Source organism: Microcella humidisoli (assembly GCF_024362325.1).
Lineage (GTDB): Bacteria > Actinomycetota > Actinomycetes > Actinomycetales > Microbacteriaceae > Microcella > Microcella humidisoli.
Genome location: NZ_CP101497.1, coordinates 1,772,801 through 1,788,689, shown reverse-complemented (window position 1 = coordinate 1,788,689; position 15,889 = coordinate 1,772,801). Strand labels below are relative to the sequence as shown.

At 72.6% G+C, this 15,889-nt stretch carries 13 protein-coding genes; 9 read left to right on the top strand and 4 right to left on the bottom strand.

Features of this window, described 5'->3' with window-relative positions:
* From NNL39_RS08635 to NNL39_RS08620, 4 genes are read left to right on the top strand one after another with little or no spacing between them, the layout of a single operon-like run.
* Window positions 1-951: a DODA-type extradiol aromatic ring-opening family dioxygenase gene (locus NNL39_RS08635; RefSeq protein WP_255158876.1), complete on the top strand. Its 951-nt coding sequence runs from the start codon at window positions 1-3 to the stop codon at window positions 949-951.
* On the top strand, window positions 948-1,820 hold the full coding sequence (locus NNL39_RS08630; RefSeq protein ID WP_255158874.1) for a fumarylacetoacetate hydrolase family protein: 873 nt from the start codon (window positions 948-950) through the stop codon (window positions 1,818-1,820). The genes NNL39_RS08635 and NNL39_RS08630 overlap by 4 nt, the downstream gene beginning before the upstream one ends.
* A gap of 10 nt (window positions 1,821-1,830) precedes the next feature.
* Complete coding sequence (locus tag NNL39_RS08625; protein WP_255158873.1) at window positions 1,831-2,025, top strand: ferredoxin; 195 nt, start codon at window positions 1,831-1,833, stop codon at window positions 2,023-2,025.
* Window positions 2,026-2,029: 4 nt separating this feature from the next.
* The gene (locus NNL39_RS08620; RefSeq protein ID WP_255158872.1) at window positions 2,030-3,259 is read left to right on the top strand and encodes an NAD(P)/FAD-dependent oxidoreductase; all 1,230 of its coding nucleotides are present in this window, start codon (window positions 2,030-2,032) and stop codon (window positions 3,257-3,259) included.
* Between the two features lie 314 nt (window positions 3,260-3,573).
* Here NNL39_RS08620 and NNL39_RS08615 read toward each other — a convergent pair whose 3' ends face one another.
* Complete coding sequence (locus NNL39_RS08615; protein WP_255158870.1) at window positions 3,574-6,912, bottom strand: ATP-dependent DNA helicase; 3,339 nt, start codon at window positions 6,910-6,912, stop codon at window positions 3,574-3,576.
* A 4-nt stretch (window positions 6,913-6,916) separates the two neighbouring features.
* Window positions 6,917-10,237 carry a UrvD/REP family ATP-dependent DNA helicase gene (locus NNL39_RS08610; protein WP_255158868.1) on the bottom strand — a complete coding sequence of 1,107 codons (3,321 nt, stop codon included), beginning with the start codon at window positions 10,235-10,237 and terminating at the stop codon, window positions 6,917-6,919.
* 113 nt (window positions 10,238-10,350) lie between these two features.
* On the opposite strand from NNL39_RS08610, the gene NNL39_RS08605 reads away from it, so the two are divergent.
* Together NNL39_RS08605 and NNL39_RS08600 are read left to right on the top strand one after the other, a co-directional pair.
* Window positions 10,351-10,575 carry a DUF3107 domain-containing protein gene (locus NNL39_RS08605; protein WP_255158866.1) on the top strand — a complete coding sequence of 75 codons (225 nt, stop codon included), beginning with the start codon at window positions 10,351-10,353 and terminating at the stop codon, window positions 10,573-10,575.
* A 35-nt stretch (window positions 10,576-10,610) separates the two neighbouring features.
* Entirely contained in the window at window positions 10,611-10,919 is a 309-nt protein-coding gene (locus NNL39_RS08600; RefSeq protein WP_255158864.1) for a hypothetical protein, read from the top strand.
* Between the two features lie 23 nt (window positions 10,920-10,942).
* Here NNL39_RS08600 and NNL39_RS08595 read toward each other — a convergent pair whose 3' ends face one another.
* Both NNL39_RS08595 and NNL39_RS08590 read right to left on the bottom strand, forming a co-directional pair.
* Window positions 10,943-11,260 (bottom strand): hypothetical protein, encoded by a 318-nt coding sequence (locus NNL39_RS08595; protein WP_255158862.1) that lies wholly within the window; start codon window positions 11,258-11,260, stop codon window positions 10,943-10,945.
* An 8-nt stretch (window positions 11,261-11,268) separates the two neighbouring features.
* The gene (locus tag NNL39_RS08590; RefSeq protein ID WP_255158861.1) at window positions 11,269-11,985 is read right to left on the bottom strand and encodes a ferritin-like fold-containing protein; all 717 of its coding nucleotides are present in this window, start codon (window positions 11,983-11,985) and stop codon (window positions 11,269-11,271) included.
* An 88-nt stretch (window positions 11,986-12,073) separates the two neighbouring features.
* Between NNL39_RS08590 and NNL39_RS08585 the strand changes: the two genes are divergently transcribed.
* The 3 genes from NNL39_RS08585 to NNL39_RS08575 all read left to right on the top strand — a co-directional run bounded on the left by NNL39_RS08585 (window position 12,074) and on the right by NNL39_RS08575 (window position 15,886).
* Window positions 12,074-13,642: a DEAD/DEAH box helicase gene (locus NNL39_RS08585; RefSeq protein WP_255158859.1), complete on the top strand. Its 1,569-nt coding sequence runs from the start codon at window positions 12,074-12,076 to the stop codon at window positions 13,640-13,642.
* Between the two features lie 88 nt (window positions 13,643-13,730).
* Window positions 13,731-14,336: a hypothetical protein gene (locus tag NNL39_RS08580; RefSeq protein WP_255158857.1), complete on the top strand. Its 606-nt coding sequence runs from the start codon at window positions 13,731-13,733 to the stop codon at window positions 14,334-14,336.
* Between the two features lie 56 nt (window positions 14,337-14,392).
* Window positions 14,393-15,886 carry a DHA2 family efflux MFS transporter permease subunit gene (locus NNL39_RS08575; protein ID WP_255158855.1) on the top strand — a complete coding sequence of 498 codons (1,494 nt, stop codon included), beginning with the start codon at window positions 14,393-14,395 and terminating at the stop codon, window positions 15,884-15,886.
* Window positions 15,887-15,889 lie beyond the last annotated feature (3 nt).

Sequence of the window (15,889 nt, the reverse complement as noted above, 5' to 3'; positions counted from 1 at the left end):
ATGGGAAAGGTCGTCGGCGCCGCGATGCTCGCGCACGTGCCCACCATCATGCTGCCGCAGGACGTGCGGTACGACCTCAACGGAGGCAAGGAGATCAGCCTTGTTCCGGGCCTGAAGCGCTTCCGCTCCGAAGTTATGGAAGTGCTCGACTACGACACCGTCGTCGTGCTCGACTCGCACTGGGCCACCACGGTCGAGTTCGTCATCTCAGCTCAGGCAGAGCGCTCGGGGCTCTTCACGAGTGAAGAGCTGCCGCGCGGCATGTCGCAGATCCCCTACGCCTTCAAGGGCGACCCCGAGCTCGCGAACGCGGTCGCCGACTACGACGAGAAGAACGGCACCTGGGTCACGCCCATCAGCGACCCGCATCTGCCGATCTTCTACGCCACGGTCAACCTGTGGCACTACCTCGGCCGCGGTCTCGACAAGCGCTGGGTGAGCCTCTCGGTCTGCCAGACCGCGCAGACCGACGACTTCTTGCGCGCGGGTCGCGCGCTCGGCGAGGCCATTCGCGACAGCGACCGCAAGGTGCTGCTGCTCGCCTCGGGCGCTCTCTCACACACGTTCTACAAGCTGCGCGACCTGCGCAAGCACGAGGCGAGCGACCCCTCGCACATCTACAGCGAGGGCGCCCTGCAGGCCGACCTCGAGCGCATCGAGTGGATGAAGCAGGGCGACCACAAGCGCATTCTCGAGACGATGCCCGAGTTCAAGCAGTTCAAGCCCGAGGCCAACTTCAGCCACTGGCTGCAGATGGCGGGCGCGACGGGCGAAGAGGCCAACACCGCGAAAGGCGTCATGTACTCGGAGTACGAGAACTCGATCGGCACGGGCCAGGTGCACATCTACTTCCCCGAGCCCGAGGGCGGATTCCCGCTGCCGAAAGACGTCACCCTCTCGCGCGAAGACCCGACCGGCGACGTCGCCGCCACCCGTGGGAGCGTCGCATGACCGAGTACCGGCGCATCCTGCTCGACGGTTTCCCCGTGCAGGTGGTGCGGCACGGCGACGAGCTGAGAGCATCCGACGGCCGCACGGTCGGCGTCGACGAGGCGGTGCACCTGCCGCCCAGCGAGCCGACCAAGATCATCGCCGTGCACTTGAACTACCCGAGCCGCAGCGATGAGTTCATGACGAAGCTGCCGCCCGCGCCGACCTACTTCCACAAGCCGATCACGGCGCTCAACAGCCACAAGGGTGCTGTCGTGCGGCCGGCCGGCTGCCAGTGGCTCAACTACGAGGGCGAGATCGTCATCGTCATCGGCCGCACGTGCCGCAACGTCTCGCCGGCCGAGGCGGGCGACTACATCGCCGGCTACTCGGTGGGCAACGACTACGGGCTGCACGACTTCCGCGACACGGATGCGGGCTCGATGCTGCGCGTCAAGGGCAGCGATACGCTCGCGCCCGTGGGGCCCGGCCTCGTGACCGACTGGGACTTCAGCGGCAAGACGATCCGCACCCTCGTGAACGGCGCCGTCGTGCAGGAGGACTCGACCGACACGATGGAGTGGGACATGCACTACCTCGTGGCCGACCTCGCGCGCACCATCACGCTCGTGCCGGGCGACATGATCTACTCGGGAACCCCCGCGAACTCGCGGCCCGTGCAGCCCGGCGATGTCGTGGAGGTCGAGGTCGATGGCCTCGGCCGCCTGACGAACCACATCGTCGAGGGGCCCGAGCCGATCCGCACCGACGTGGGCGCCCAGCCGACCTCGAGCGAAGAGGTCGTCTCGACCGCGCTCGGCGGCGACTGGGAGTTCCGCGGCATCCGCACCCCCTCCAACGATCTGTACCCCTCCCGCCTCGAGAAGTAAGGACCATCGCATGATTCGCATCGACGTCGACATGGACAAGTGCCAGCACTACGGCCAGTGCGTGTTCGAGGCCCCCGAGGTGTTCCAGCTCAACGCCGACGACAAGCTCGAATACGTGGCCGAGGCCCCCGACGAGATGCTCGCCGACCTCGAGGCCGCGGCCGACGTCTGCCCCATGCAGGCGATCCTCATCACCCGGGCCTGATCCGATGGATGCTCCGCTCATGATCGTCGGAGCCTCCATGGCCGGCCTCCGCACCGCCGAGGGCGCGCGGCGCGCCGGCTACGCGGGGCCCATCGAGTTCCTCGGTGCCGAGGCGCACGCGCCGTACAACCGCCCGCCCCTCTCGAAGGAGCTGCTGCAGACCGAGGGGCACGGGCACGCGGAGGTCGCGTTCCCCATCCGCTCAGCGCTCGAGGAGGGGGTCTCGTGGGTGCTCGGGCGCGCGGCGGTGTCGCTCGATGCCGTGCGGCGGGTGGTCGTCGACGATGCCGGGGATGAGCATCCCTACAGCGCGCTCGTGATCGCGACCGGGCTGCGCCCCAAGGGGCTGCCGATCGACGACCACGGGCTCGGCGGCATCCACGTGCTGCGCACGCTTGACGACGCCGTCGCGCTACGCGACGTGCTGCGGCCGGGCGCGAACGTCGTCATTCTCGGCTCGGGGTTCGTCGGCTGTGAGATCGCGGCGACGGCGGCCAAGAACGGTGCGACCGTGTCGATCGTGACGCAGAGCCGCGTGCCGCTCGAGCGGGCGCTCGGCCCGCTGCTCGGCGCGGAGATGCGCCGTCGCCACGAGGAGCACGGGGTGCGGTTCTTCACGGGCGAGTCGCTGTTCGGGCTCGTCGGCGACCCCTCGGTCGAGCGCGTCATCCTCACGAGCGGGGTCATGCTCGAGTGCGACGTGCTCATCGTCGCGGTCGGCAGCGACCCCAACACCGAGTGGCTCGAGGGCTCGGGCCTCGACGTGTCGAACGGGGTGCTCGTCGACGGCGGGCTGCGCGCGGTCGGCGCCGACGGCACGGTGCACCCCGAGATCTTCGCGGTGGGCGACGTGGCCCGCTATGCCAACCCGCTTTTCGACGACGTGCCGCGTCGGGTCGAGCACTGGAACCTGCCGACCGAGACCGGCAAGCGGGCCGGCCAGCTCATCGCCGCGCAGCTCGCGGGCGACGACTGCGAGCCCCTCGCGGCCGCGGGCTTCGCCCCGCTGCCCTCGTTCTGGAGCGACCAGTACGACGCGCACCTGCTCGCCTTCGGCATGACCTACCTCGCCGATCGCAGCGAGCTCGTCGCAGGGCGGGTCGACGACGAGTGCGTGGTCGAGTACTTCCGCGGCGAGGAGCTCGTCGGCGTGTGCGGCATCGGGATGCGCAGCGCCGTGCAGGCGTACCGCACGCGCTTCGTGCTCCCGGCCCAGGCTGGTCCGCCCGCGTAGCTCGGCAGTCGTCCGTCACTGCCGCCCCTCGACCCTGGTCCGTCGCGCGCGTCGCACTGCTTCCGACACATCGCACGGAACGCACCGTGCGAGGTGTCCGAATCAGTGAGCGATGAGGCAGGAGGAACCGCTCGGGCTGTGTGCCGTTCGCGGCACATGCCACGGGAGGCACATTGCGTGAACAGGGAGCCAGCTATCGCGGAGCGACACGGGCGGGGCGAGCGCGCGGCGGGGGCTGGCCGCGGCTTCGCAGGACGAGAGCGGGGCAGGCACGCTGCGCGGCCGGGCCGCACCGGCGCAGGGTGCGAGCGCGGTCAGCCGACGGCGGCCCGCCAGAGCGCGCGCAGCTCGTCCTCGTCGAGCAACGACTCGGGGCGCAGCTCGGCGTCGTCGACGACGAAGTAGAAGGCGGCCGTCACCGCCTCGAGGGGCAGCCCCGCCCAGCGCGCGTAGGCGAGCCGGTAGAGCGCGAGCTGCAGCTCTTTCGCCGCGCGGTCGGCGTCGTCGCGCGGCGCCTTGCCGGTCTTCCAGTCGACGATCTCGACGCTGCGGGGGCGACGCGTCGAGCCCGGGCCGCCCGACCCGTCGCGCACGGGGTCGAAGTCGGGGTCGGTCGAGTAGACGGCGTCGATCTTGCAGATCAGGATGCGCCCCTCGAAGGGCAGGTGCAGCTCGCGCTCCACATCGATCGGGGTGCGCGTGGCCCAGGCCGAGCGCTCGAAGGTCGCCTGCAGGGCGAGCAGCGCATCCGGATCGATGCCGTCGACCGCTCCCCCGCGCGCGACGGCACCGGATGCCGCTCCCGCGAGCCCACCCGCCGCGACGTCGAACTCGGCATCGAGGCCGTCGACGGCGTCGGGCATCGCCCCCAGGCCGTAGCGCTGCTCGACCCAGCGGTGAAACACCGTGCCGAGCCTCGTCGCGCGGTACGGCCGCTGCGGCATCGGGCGGCGCAGTCGCTCGGCGACCTCGGCCGGAGCGGTGATGAAGTCTTTGAACGACGAGGCGGGCACCCGCAGCGGAACCGTTACACGGCCGCTCGCGGCGAGGCGCTCGGCGCGCTCGGCCAGCAGCAGGTCGATCTCGCGCTGCCAGCCCCGGCGATCGTCTCCGCGCACCGCCGGATCGGCCGCGCGCACCCGCTCGGCCGCCGCCACCACCCGCTCGCGTCGCGCCCCGAACGGGTCGAGCGGCCACCACGGCTCGTCGCCGCTGTCGTCGACGGTCGGGTTCTCCTCATGCTGCGGCGCCTCGGGCAGCGGGCCGATGATGCCGCGCTGCTCGAGCGCGCGCAGGTACGGGCTCGGACCGCGGGCAGCCTTCTGCGACGCCCAGAACGAGCCCGTCAGCAGCAATCGGTGCCGCGCGCGCGTCACCGCGACGTAGGCGAGGCGGCGCTCTTCGCGCTCGAGGTGCTCGCCCACCGCCGCGCTGAAGGCCTCGCGGCGCTGCAGCAGCTCCTTGCGGGACTCGGCTGAGCGCCAGTCGAATACCGGCAGCTCGGGGGCATCGCCGCGCAACTCGTAGGGCAGCACGCCGAGGCGCAGCCAGCCGACCGTGCCGTCGCGCGGCGTGCTCGGCAGCTCACCGTCGACGAGTCGCGGCACGACGACGTGATCCCACTCGAGCCCCTTCGAGCCGTGGATGGTGAGCACCTGCACCGTGCCGGGCTCCGGATCCTCCGAGCGCGGCGAGAGGTTGTCGCGCCACTCGGCCTCGCGCAGCCAGCCGAGGAACCCGCCGAGGGTCGCGTGGTCGGCGAGCGCCAGATAGCCGTCGAGCGCCTCGTGGAACGCCTCGCGCGGCGCCTCGCCGAGCGAGCGCGCGGGGTTCGCCGCGACCTCGATGTCGAGCATGAGGTCGTGCTCGACCGCCACCACGAGGTCGGGCAGATCGAGGGCCGTGCGGGTGCGCAGGGTCGCGAACAGGCGGCCAGCATCCTGTAGCCGTTCGAGACCGGCGGGGCTCAGGGCGGCCAGCTGCGAATGGCCATCGGACGCTGTCGCCACGAAGTCGAGGGCGTCGACGAGCGACACCCCGTCGGTGCGGGCGACGGATGCGCGCAGCCGGGCCTTCACCTCGTCGCTGAAGGCGCGCTGCGCGAGGTCGCGGTCTCGCAGCCACGAGGCGATGCGGCTGAGCGCGTGCAGGTCGGCGACGCCGATGCGCCAGCGCGGGCCCGCAAGAAGGCGCACGAGCTCGGTGCCCGCGGAAGGGTCGTCGATGACCGCGAGCGCGCTCACGAGGTCGGCGATCTCGGGCTGCTCGAGCAGGCCGCCGATGCCGAGCACGTGCACGGGCACCTTCGCCTCGCGCAGGGCGGCGAGGAAGACGGGCTGCGTCGTGCGGTTGCGCATGAGCAGCGCGGCGCTCGCCCGCAGCGGGCGCCCCTCGGCGTCGACGGCGTCAGGAGCGCTGCCCGGTGGCGGCTCGGCGACACGCTCGGCGAGCCAGGCAGCGACCGCGCGCGCTTCATCGTGCAGGGTCTCGTCGAATGCGACCTCGATCGGGCATGCGCTCGCGACGCGCGAGGGCGTGAGCGTCTCGACCGCGACTCCCCCGCGGGCGCTGAGCGGTTCGACTAAGGCGTTCGCGGCCTGCAGGATCGCGGTGCCGTTGCGCCACGAGGTGCTGAGCGAGTAGCGCCCGACCGTGTCGCCCGCGCCGCTCACGAACCGCCCGGCGAAGTCGTCGAGGTTCGAGGCGCTCGCGCCGCGCCAGCCGTAGATCGACTGGTGCGGGTCGCCGACCGCCATGACCGGAGTGCCCCCGAACAGCTCGCCGAGCAGCCAGGTCTGCGCCACGTTCGTGTCCTGGTACTCGTCGAGCAGCACGACACGGTAGCGCTCGCGCAACTGCTCGCCCACGCCCGCATGCCGCCGCACGATCGAGAGCGCGAGACTCACCTGGTCGGCGAACTCGACGTAGCCGTCGCGCTGCTTCACCTGCTGCAGTTTCTCGACGAGGTCGACGATGGGCAGCGTCGCGCCGAGCGCCATGAGCTTCTCGAACTCGGCGCGCCGTTCGAAGCGGTCGCCGAGCGGCAGTTCCGCCACGCCGAGGAACTCGGTGATGACGCGGCGCACGTCGGCGATGTCGGCGTCGTGCTCGGCGACGGCGTGCGCCAGCTGCAGCGTCGCGGCCGTGAGCTTGTCGACACTGAGGTCGAGGTCGGCGAGCCGCTCATCGCGCGCGGTCGTCACGAGTTCGCGCGCGAGCTGCCACGCGCTCGCCTCGCGCAGCACGACGCCGTCGGGGTCGCGCCCGATGAGCACGGCGTGGTCGCGGTAGAGGCTCGAGGCGAACGAGTTGTAGGTGGCCACGGTCGGTTGCGTGAAGGCGTCGATGACGACGCCCGACGCGTCGAGCAGCCCCGAGGCCTCGAGCTGCACGAGCCGCCGCCGGATGCGCGCAGCGAGCTCGCCCGCCGCCTTGCGCGTGAACGTCAGGCCGAGCACGTGCTCGGGGGCGACGAGGCCGTTGGCCACGAGCCACAGCACGCGCGCCGCCATCGTCTCCGTCTTGCCCGAGCCGGCCCCGGCGACGACGAGCGCCGGCGCGAGCGGCGCCTCGATCACAGCCTGCTGCTCGTCGGTCGGCTCGGGCTGCTGCAGCTCGCGCGCGATATCGAGCGCGCTGAACCTCGGGCGCATCCGCTCACTCATCGCCCGTCACCGCCCCGACGCGGTGGATGCGGTGGGCCGCAGCCGAGAAATCGAACCGGTCGATCGTGCGCACGCCCGTGAGCCGCGCGACCGCGATGGCCGCGACGGCCTGGCGCAGCCGCTCGCGGAACCCCTCGAGCTGCTCGGCGTCGAGCGGCGCCTGCACGGCCTCGCGGTAGTCGCTGCCCTTCGTGCCCTCGCGCACGTAGAGCAGCCGCGCCCCGCCCGCCCGGTGCGGCAGCCCCTCGAGCACGGCGTCGAGCACCTCGTCGAAGGCGCCGTCGGCGTAGGCGAGCTGGTAGGCGCCGAGCTGCGCATGCTCGTCGATGTCGGCCTGCTTCGTGAGCGGGCGGCCCGTCTTGAGGTCGATGATGCGCACACCGCCGTCGGCATCCACCTCGAGGCGGTCGACGATGCCCGAGACGCGCGCACGGTCGACGACAGCCTCGAAGCGCTGCTCGGCGGCGACGAGTCCGCGACCTTCTGCCTCAGCGTCGCGCAGGTACGCCGCGACGCCGAGCGCATACCGCCGAGCCAGGCGGCGCTGCTGCTCGGCAAGCCAGGGCGACTCGAACACGAGCTCGCTCCACCGGCTCTCGATCGCGGCCCAGATGGCATCGACTTCGGGCTCGCGCGCGGTCTCCATGGCCCAGTGCACGATCGTGCCGATGCCCATGGCGGGGCCCGTCTCGCCGGGCGCGACCGTGTCGAGGAACCAGTCGAGCGGCGAGCGCTCGATGGCCTCGAGCTTCGAGGGCGAGAGCGGCACCGTCTCGGCCTCGGCGAACAGCGGCGCTTCGGTCGAGGGTGCGAGCAGCCCCCACCAGGCCTCGGGGCTCGCCCCCGGCACGCGCTCGGCCGCGAGCCGCGCGAGCGCAAGGGCGGCCTCGGCCCGGTCGCGGTCGCGCGCGAGGCGGTCGTCGTCGACGAGCTCGCGCCGCAGGCGCCCGACGAGGCGGCGCAGCGAGCGCGCCCGCACCGGGCGGGCTCCGGATGCCGCGATCGCCGCATCGAGGGCGGCGACGGCTTCCGGCCTCGTCGCCGACGCGTCGTGCCCGAGCGCCTCGGCGCGCTCGCGCCGCGCGTGCTCGCGCACGAGCGCGAAGAGCGCGCTCGGCTGCTCGTCGTCACCCGCCGTCGCGGTGACGACGAGCTGCCGCCGCGCGCGCGTGGCGGCGAGGGCGAACATGCGCAACTCGTCGTCGAGCACGATGCGGCGCTCGTCGAGGTCGTCGACGGGCAGACCGCGCGCGATGCGGCTGATGAGCGGAGCGCCGAGCAGCGTGCCGCGAATGCGCGTGTTGGGCCACACGCCCTCGGTGAGGCCGGCGATCACGACGACGTCGGCCTCGAGCCCGGTCACGGCGGAGGGCGTCGCGACGAGCACGGCGTCGTCGCCGCGGAGGGGTGCGAGCAGGTCGTCGCCGACATCGCTGTCGAGCACGCGCGCGAGGAACGACTCGACCGTCGCGTCGGGCACGGTGTCGACGATCGTCGCCGCGGCGGTGAACAGGGCGACGACGGCGTCGAGCGCGCGGTTCGCCTCGGCCGCCGCGACCCCGAACCCGGCCGCCTCGCGGCGCCAGGTCTCGGCGACGTGCGACTCGCTCCACGCGAGCCAGAGCAACTCGTCGACCGTGGCTCCGGCCGCGTGCCGCTCGCCGATCGACTGCAGCGTGCGGGCCAGCCGCGCCGCGCGGCGGGCGATGCGGTGGTCGATCGTGGCGAGGCGGTCGGGCGCGGTGAGGGCATCCACCAGCAGCTCGTCGGCAGGGCGGTCGCCCTCGCCCGCGAGTTCTTCGGCGCGCAGCGCCCGACGCAGGCGCCGCAGGCCGACGCGGTCGAGGCCGCCGAGCGGGCCGAGCAGCAGCTCGGTGGCCGCTGCGGCGTCGAGCGGCGCGCGCCCGACCCCGACATCGACGTGGCGAATGAGGGCACGGGCCGCCGGATGTTCACGCAGCGGCCGTCCGGCAGCCGTCGACTGCACGGGCACCTCGGCCTGGCCGAGCGCGCGCACGATGCCCGGAACCATCGTGCCGCTGCGCACGATCACGGCCATGCGGCCGTAGGGCACGCCGTCGAGCAGGTGCCGCTCGCGCAGCAGGTCGGCGACGAGCGCGCGCTCCCGCGTGGGATTGGGCGCCTCGAGGGCCACAAGCGGGCCGCCCCAGTTGGCGGGGATCGCGCGCGGGTCGGCGTCGTCGTCGGCGCGGACCTCGACCGCGACGGCCTTGCGCTGCATGCCTGCGGCGGCCGCGCCGATGCGCTGCGTGACGTCGGCCGCGAGCCCGCGCAGCGCCGAGCCGTGCCGGTGCACGAGCGGCAGCACGATCGGCCGGCTGTCGCGCCAGCCGAGCGCCGCCGGCAGGTGCGCGAGCGCCTCGGGCTCGGCGCCGCGGAACGTGTTGGCGGCGAGGTCGGGGTCGCCGAGCGCGATCACCGTTGCCCCCTGCGCCGCAAGTGCGGCCACGAGGTCGATGCCGCTCGGGGTCGCGTCGTGGGCGTCGTCGAGCACGACGAGCTGCGGCGCGGGCGGCATGCCGTGCACCGGGTCGCGCACGAGCCCGACGGCGGCCCGCACGAGCTCGGCCGGATCGAGCTGCCCCGGCCGAGACGCGCCGAGGATGCTGCGGTACTCGTCGACGAAATCGGCGATCGCGACCCACGCGGGCAGCGCGCGCTCCTGCGCCGCGGCGCGCAGTCGATCGGTGCTCCAGCCGTGCTCGCTCAGCCGCGCGATGGCGTCGCGCAGCTCGGTGCGGAAGGCGGGCAGCCGACGCACCTCGGGCCCCAGGTGCTCGGGCCAGGCCGGGCCGGGCGCCGCGTCGGGGCCGAGGATCGCCTCGAGCTCGCTGCGGTCGAGCAGCTCGGCGAGGTCGGAATCCTGGTCGGCCCCGCTCAGCAGGCGAGGCTCGGCGAGCCCGCCGAGACGATGGGATGCCGTGACGACCGAGAAGGCGTACGCCGCGATCGAGCGGGCGAGCGGGCCGGGCAGCGCACGATGCGCGATCGCATCGTGCGAATCGTCACGTGAGCTGTCGGCGGGAGCGGCGAGCCGCAACGCGAGCCGGTCGCGCAGCGCCGTCGCGGTGCGGCGCGACGGCGTCAGCACGAGCACGCGCGCGGGGTCGACGCCGTCGTCGAGCACGGCGGCCGCCACCAGCTCGACCACGGCCGTGGTCTTGCCCGACCCCGGCGCGCCGAGCACGATCGCGCCGGGCGTGCGCCGCGCATCCACCACCCGCTGCTGCTCGGCATCGAGCAGCACCGCCCCGACCGTGACCGGGGGCGGCGCGGCGTCGAAGGTGGTCACGGGGCCACGCTACCGGCGCGCGCCGACAGCGCGGCAGGGCGGTGCCGCGCCGCCCGGTGCGCCCTCAGTGAACACGGCGGAACGCCCCGGGAGCGCCGGGTACGCTGACGACCGTGGACATTCGCATCGGTATTCTCAACAGCCCCCGCGAGCTCGCCTTCGAGACCTCGGAGTCGGCCGCCGACATCACGGCCGCCATCACGGCCGCCATGGAGAAGGGCGCCCCCGTCGTGAGCCTCACCGACAGCAAGGGCAAGCAGTACCTCGTGCCGACCGCCGCGATCGGCTACGTCGAGATCGGCAGCGACTCGGCTCGTCGCGTCGGCTTCGTCGGCTAGCACCCCCGCCCCGCGCAGCCGGTACGCTCGCAGGCATGGAACTGCTCTTCGTCACGGTCATCGGCGCCGCGCTCTCGCTCGGCGTGCGCTACCTCGCGCCCGGCCGCCAGGCGCACGGCCTGCTGCTCGTGCCGCTCGTCGGTGCCGCCGCGACCGCGGCGATCTGGGCGATCTGCGTGTGGATCGGTCTGCCCTTCGACGGCGGCTGGATCTGGGTCATCGCCCTCGTCGGCGGCCCGCTCGTCGCCCTCGCCCTCGCCCTGACGCTGCCCAAGCGCCGTGAGCAGGCCGACGCCGAGCTGCTCGAGCGCCTCATGAAGCCGAGCGCGGCCGCCAAGGCCTGAGCCCCGGTTCCGGATGCGGGGCGCTAGCCCGCGAACGCGCGCACGGCGACGCCGCCGAGGCTGATGAGCACGACGGCCGCGAGCGCGATCATCATGATCGAGTAGTCGCGGCGCAGCACGACGGCGAGCGCCGAGACGAGCACCCCGGCGACCATGACGAGCACGAACACGAGCACAGGAACCCGCACGGCCGCATCGAGCCCCCACGCGCTACTCGCCCACACGAGGCCGCTCTGCACGAGCTGCAGGGCCGCGCTCGCGCCGAGCATCCCGAAGCCCCACCAGCCCAGGCGGGTGCGGGGCAGAGTGCGGAAGGCGCCAGTCGGCTGCGTCGTCGACATGGATGCGCCTACGCCGTGAGTCCGAGGCGGTCCATGCGGCGGGTGTGCTCCGCGATGAGCTCAGTGAAGACGGGCTCGATCTGCGCCTCGTCTTTCGAACGATCGCCGTGCAGCACGAGCGCCGACCGGGCCTGCAGCATCGTGTCGCCCACGAGCCGGCGGCACCACAGCGCCAGGCGCGAGGCGAGCGTGGGGTTGGCGGCGATCGCCCGTTCGAGGATGCGGTGCATCGGGCCGTCGATGTCGCCTCCCGTGAGCGCCGCCGTCACACGACCGCGCAGTTCGCCCGGCAGACCGGCGGCGAGGCGGATCCAAAAGTCGGTGAGGAACCCGATCGCGACATGGGCGCTCGCGACCTGCTCGTGCCATTCACCGCCCTGCGTGCGGCGCTTGAACTCCTCGACGCTGTCGAGGTGCGGCGTCATGACATCGGTCTTGTCGAGCTGCAGTCGCTCGAGCTCGGCGGTGAACCCGCGGTAGCGCTCGAACACGACGCCGGCGACGCGAGCGAGCGCATCCTTATCGGCGACGCGCGGGGCGTTCGCCATGGCCGCGGTCAGCTGCTCGATGAACACCAGGTGCAGCGCGGCGCACTGACCGAGGAACGAATCGGGCGCGGGGGCGAGCTCGGCGAGGTCGACGCGCAGAGCGCCCGCCGCGGTGTCGCGCGGGGTCAGCGTCGGCGCCTCGACACGAGGGCGCTGCCGTCGGAACCACGAAGCCACGCGCTCAGCCTAGGCGATGGCCCCGCCGCCGAGCGCCCGGCGGCTAAACTGACTTCCTCATCTATATAACGACAGGCGACACACCACCGTGACTTTCACTGACTTGGGCATTGAGCCCGACATGGTCGACGCCCTGGCGGCCAAGGGCATCATCGAGCCCTTCCCCATCCAGGAGCAGACCATTCCCCTGGCCCTCAGTGGCCAAGACATCATCGGCCAGGCCAAGACCGGCACGGGCAAGACCTTCGGATTCGGGCTCCCGCTCATCCAGCGCCTGGGACTGCACCCCGAGCCGGGCGTCAAGGCGCTCGTCGTCGTGCCGACGCGCGAGCTGTGCGTGCAGGTCACCGAAGACCTCGAGACGGCCGCCGTCAACCGCGACGTGAAGATCGTGTCGATCTACGGCGGCAAGGCCTACGAGGGCCAGATCGAGCAGCTGAAGGCCGGCGCGCAGATCGTCATCGGCACGCCCGGTCGCCTGCTCGACCTCGCCAGCCAGCGCCTGCTGAGCCTCGCCAACGTCGAGGTCATGGTGCTCGACGAGGCCGACAAGATGCTCGACCTCGGCTTCTTGAGCGACATCGAGAAGCTCTTCGCGCAGACCAAGCCCACCCGCCACACCATGCTGTTCTCGGCGACCATGCCCGGCCCGATCGTGGCCCTGGCGCGCCGCTTCATGTCGAAGCCCATCCACATCCGCGCGACCGACCCCGACGAAGGCCTCACGCAGGCCAACATCAAGCACGTCGTCTACCGCGCGCACGCGCTCGACAAAGACGAGGTCGTCGGGCGCATCCTCATGGCCGAGGGCCGCGGCAAGACCGTCATCTTCACGCGCACGAAGCGCGCCGCCGCGAAGCTCGTCGAAGAGCTCAACGACCGCGGCTTCAACGCCGCCGCCGTGCACGGCGACCTCAACCAAGAGCAGCGTGAGCGCGCCATGGCCGCGTTCAAGGCGGGCAAGAAGGACATCCTCATCGCGACCGACGTCGCGGCACGCGGCATCGACGTCAACGACGTCACGCACGTCATCAACCACACGGTGCCGGATGACCACGACACGTACCTCCACCGTGCCGGCCGCACGGGCCGCGCCGGCAAGACCGGCATCGCGGTCACGTTCGTCGACTGGGCCGACATGCACAAGTGGGCGCTCATCAACCGCGCCCTCGAGATGAACCAGCCCGAGCCGGTCGAGACCTACTCCTCGTCGCCGCACCTGTACAGCGACCTCGACATCCCCACCGACGCCAAGGGCCGCCTCAAGGCGACCCCCATCCCGCGCGTCGAACGCGAGGCCTCGCACCCGCCGCGCGAGCGCAGCCGCTCGGGGGGGCAGGGCTCCGGCGGGCTGGGTTCCGGCGGGCAGGGTTCCGGCGGCCGCAGCGGATCGCGCTCGGGTTCCGGCTCCGGCTCCGGCTCCGGCTCCGGCTCCGGCTCCGGCTCCGGCTCCGGCTCCGGCTCCGGCTCCGGCTCCGGCTCCGGCTCCGGCTCCGGCTCCGGCTCCGGCGAGCGTCGACCCGCGGGCGAGACCGCCGCGTCGGGCGAGGCTCGCGCCGAGGGCTCGGGCACGCCGCGCCGCCGTCGCCGTCGCCGCACGGGCGGCGCGGGCGGGGCATCCGGAGCCGCGGGAGCCGCGGGCACCTCGACCAGCTAGCGTCCCTCTCGCGCTGTGCGCCCCGGAGGGGCAGACTGGAGCGATCGGCCGCGCAGCCGCTCGACCGAGTCCGCGATCGGAGGTCGCCATGGCCCGTTCCGCCGCACCGTCGTCCGCCCTCCTGCTCGTCGCCTCGACGATCCTGCTCGCCGCCTGCACCGTCGGCGGCGGCTCCGGCGCGCCGCAAGAACCCGCCGCGCCCGAGGAGTCGGAACCGCAGCAGCCTGTCGACGGCCTCGGCGACACCGACTGCGTCGTCGGCACCTGGGCGCTCGACATCGTCGACTATCGGCTGCAGGCCGAGAACTACCTGCTCGGTCTCGGCGTTCCGATCACCGAGTTCGACCTGCTCGGCGGGCAGACACTCACCATCACGCAAGACGGCGGGCTCGGCGTCGAGACCAATCTGAGAACCAGCGGGGTCATCGTGGCCGGCGACTCCGCGGTGCCCGTGAGCGTGACGACCGTCGAGTCGGCGTCGGCCGAGTGGGGGTGGGACGCCACGAGTCCGAGCGGCGGCCTGCTCGAGGTCGTCGACTGGCGAGTAATCGACTCAGAGAGCGTGGGCGACGGGCTCGATGTCGCACCGCCGCGCTTCGAGGGGCAGGACGCCTTCCTGCTCGTCGACTGCGACGCCGAGACGATGCTGCTGCAGGGCGGGGGGCCGCTCACGGCCCTCTTCCAGCGCGTCTGACCGCGGGGTGCAGCTCGACCGGGAATGACGCCGCGCGAGAGTAAGTTAGGTTCCCTATGCCTGCCACCGCTTCCGAACCTCCCGCAGCCCCCGCGTCGACCCTGCCCGCCGCACAGCCCGTCACCGACGCGCAGCGGCGCGTCGTGCTCGGCGTGCTCATCGGATCGGCGTTCGTCGTCATCCTCAACGAGACGCTCATGGGCGTCGCGATCCCCCGCTTCATCGAGGTCTTCGGCATCACGGCGACCGCAGCCCAGTGGCTGACGACCGCGTTCATGTTGACGCTCGCCGTCGTCATCCCGATTACCGGGTGGCTGCTGCAGCGCTTCAGCACCCGCGCGCTCTTCGTGACGGCGATGTCGTTGTTCACGGCCGGCACGCTGCTCGGGGCGGTCGCGCCGGTGTTCGAGCTGCTGATCGTGGCTCGCGTGGTGCAGGCGAGCGGCACGGCGATCGTGATGCCGATGCTCTTCACCACGGTGTTCGCGCTCGTCGCGCCCGAGCGTCGCGGGCAGGTCATCGGCACCGTGTCGACGGTCATCGCGGTCGCACCAGCCGTCGGCCCGAGCCTGTCGGGCTTCATTCTCAGCATCGCCGACTGGCACTGGCTGTTCATCACGATGCTGCCCCTCACGACGACGGCGCTCATCATCGGCGCGGTGCGCATGGTCGACGTCGGCGAGCGCCGCGGATCGCGGCTGGATGTTCTCAGCGTGCTGCTCTCGATCCCCGGTTTCGGCGGCCTCGTGTACGGTCTCGCGCAGCTCGGCGAAGCTGGTCGCACCGAGCCGGGGTCGGGGCCGGACCCGGTGGTCACGGGCCTCATCGCCCTCGGTGTGGGTGTGGTGGCGCTCGGGCTGTTCGGGGCCCGCCAGGTGCGCCTGCAGCGCACCGATGACGCGCTGCTCGACCTGCGCACGTTCGGCGAGCGACAGTTCGCGCTCTCGATCGGCATCATCACGGTCGCGTCGATGGCGCTGTTCGGGGCCATCATCGTCGTCCCGCTCTACGTGCAGGAAGTGCTCGGCGCCTCGCCGCTCGTCTCGGGCCTCATCATCCTGCCGGGCGCGCTGCTGCAGGGCCTGCTCGCCCCCGTGATCGGGCGGCGGTACGACCGCGTCGGGCCGCGATCGCTCGTCGTGCCGGGCATCGTGCTCATGGCGGCGACGCTGTGGGTCATGGCCATGTTCTCGGCGACCACGCCGATCTGGTTCGTCGCCGTGGCGAACATCGGCGTGAGCCTCGGCCTCGCGCTGCTGTTCACCCCTCTCCTGACCAACGGTCTCGCGGCGCTGCGTCCCCAGCTGAACCCCTACGGCTCGGCGATCGTCGGCACCGTGCAGCAGGTCGCCGGCGCCGCGGGCATCGCGCTGTTCCTCTCGGTCGCGGCCTTCATCTCGCCCCCGACCGGTGACGCTTCGATCACCGCCGACGGCGCGCGCGCCGCCTTCACGGTCGCGGCCGTGCTCGCGACGGCGGTCATCCCGTTCGTGCTGCTCGTGCGCTGGGAGCGCGGCACGGCCCCCACCGGTCCGGGCGGCGCCCACTAGCCC

What these genes read in the sequence shown, in the direction of transcription:
- NNL39_RS08635 (WP_255158876.1), top strand. Translation starts at nt 1, where the DNA reads ATGGGAAAGGTCGTCGGCGCCGCGATGCTCGCGCACGTGCCCACCATC.
- NNL39_RS08630 (WP_255158874.1), top strand. Translation starts at nt 948, where the DNA reads ATGACCGAGTACCGGCGCATCCTGCTCGACGGTTTCCCCGTGCAGGTG.
- NNL39_RS08625 (WP_255158873.1), top strand. Translation starts at nt 1,831, where the DNA reads ATGATTCGCATCGACGTCGACATGGACAAGTGCCAGCACTACGGCCAG.
- NNL39_RS08620 (WP_255158872.1), top strand. Translation starts at nt 2,030, where the DNA reads ATGGATGCTCCGCTCATGATCGTCGGAGCCTCCATGGCCGGCCTCCGC.
- NNL39_RS08615 (WP_255158870.1), bottom strand. Translation starts at nt 6,912, where the DNA reads ATGCGCCCGAGGTTCAGCGCGCTCGATATCGCGCGCGAGCTGCAGCAG.
- NNL39_RS08600 (WP_255158864.1), top strand. Translation starts at nt 10,611, where the DNA reads ATGGAACTGCTCTTCGTCACGGTCATCGGCGCCGCGCTCTCGCTCGGC.
- NNL39_RS08595 (WP_255158862.1), bottom strand. Translation starts at nt 11,260, where the DNA reads ATGTCGACGACGCAGCCGACTGGCGCCTTCCGCACTCTGCCCCGCACC.
- NNL39_RS08580 (WP_255158857.1), top strand. Translation starts at nt 13,731, where the DNA reads ATGGCCCGTTCCGCCGCACCGTCGTCCGCCCTCCTGCTCGTCGCCTCG.
- NNL39_RS08575 (WP_255158855.1), top strand. Translation starts at nt 14,393, where the DNA reads ATGCCTGCCACCGCTTCCGAACCTCCCGCAGCCCCCGCGTCGACCCTG.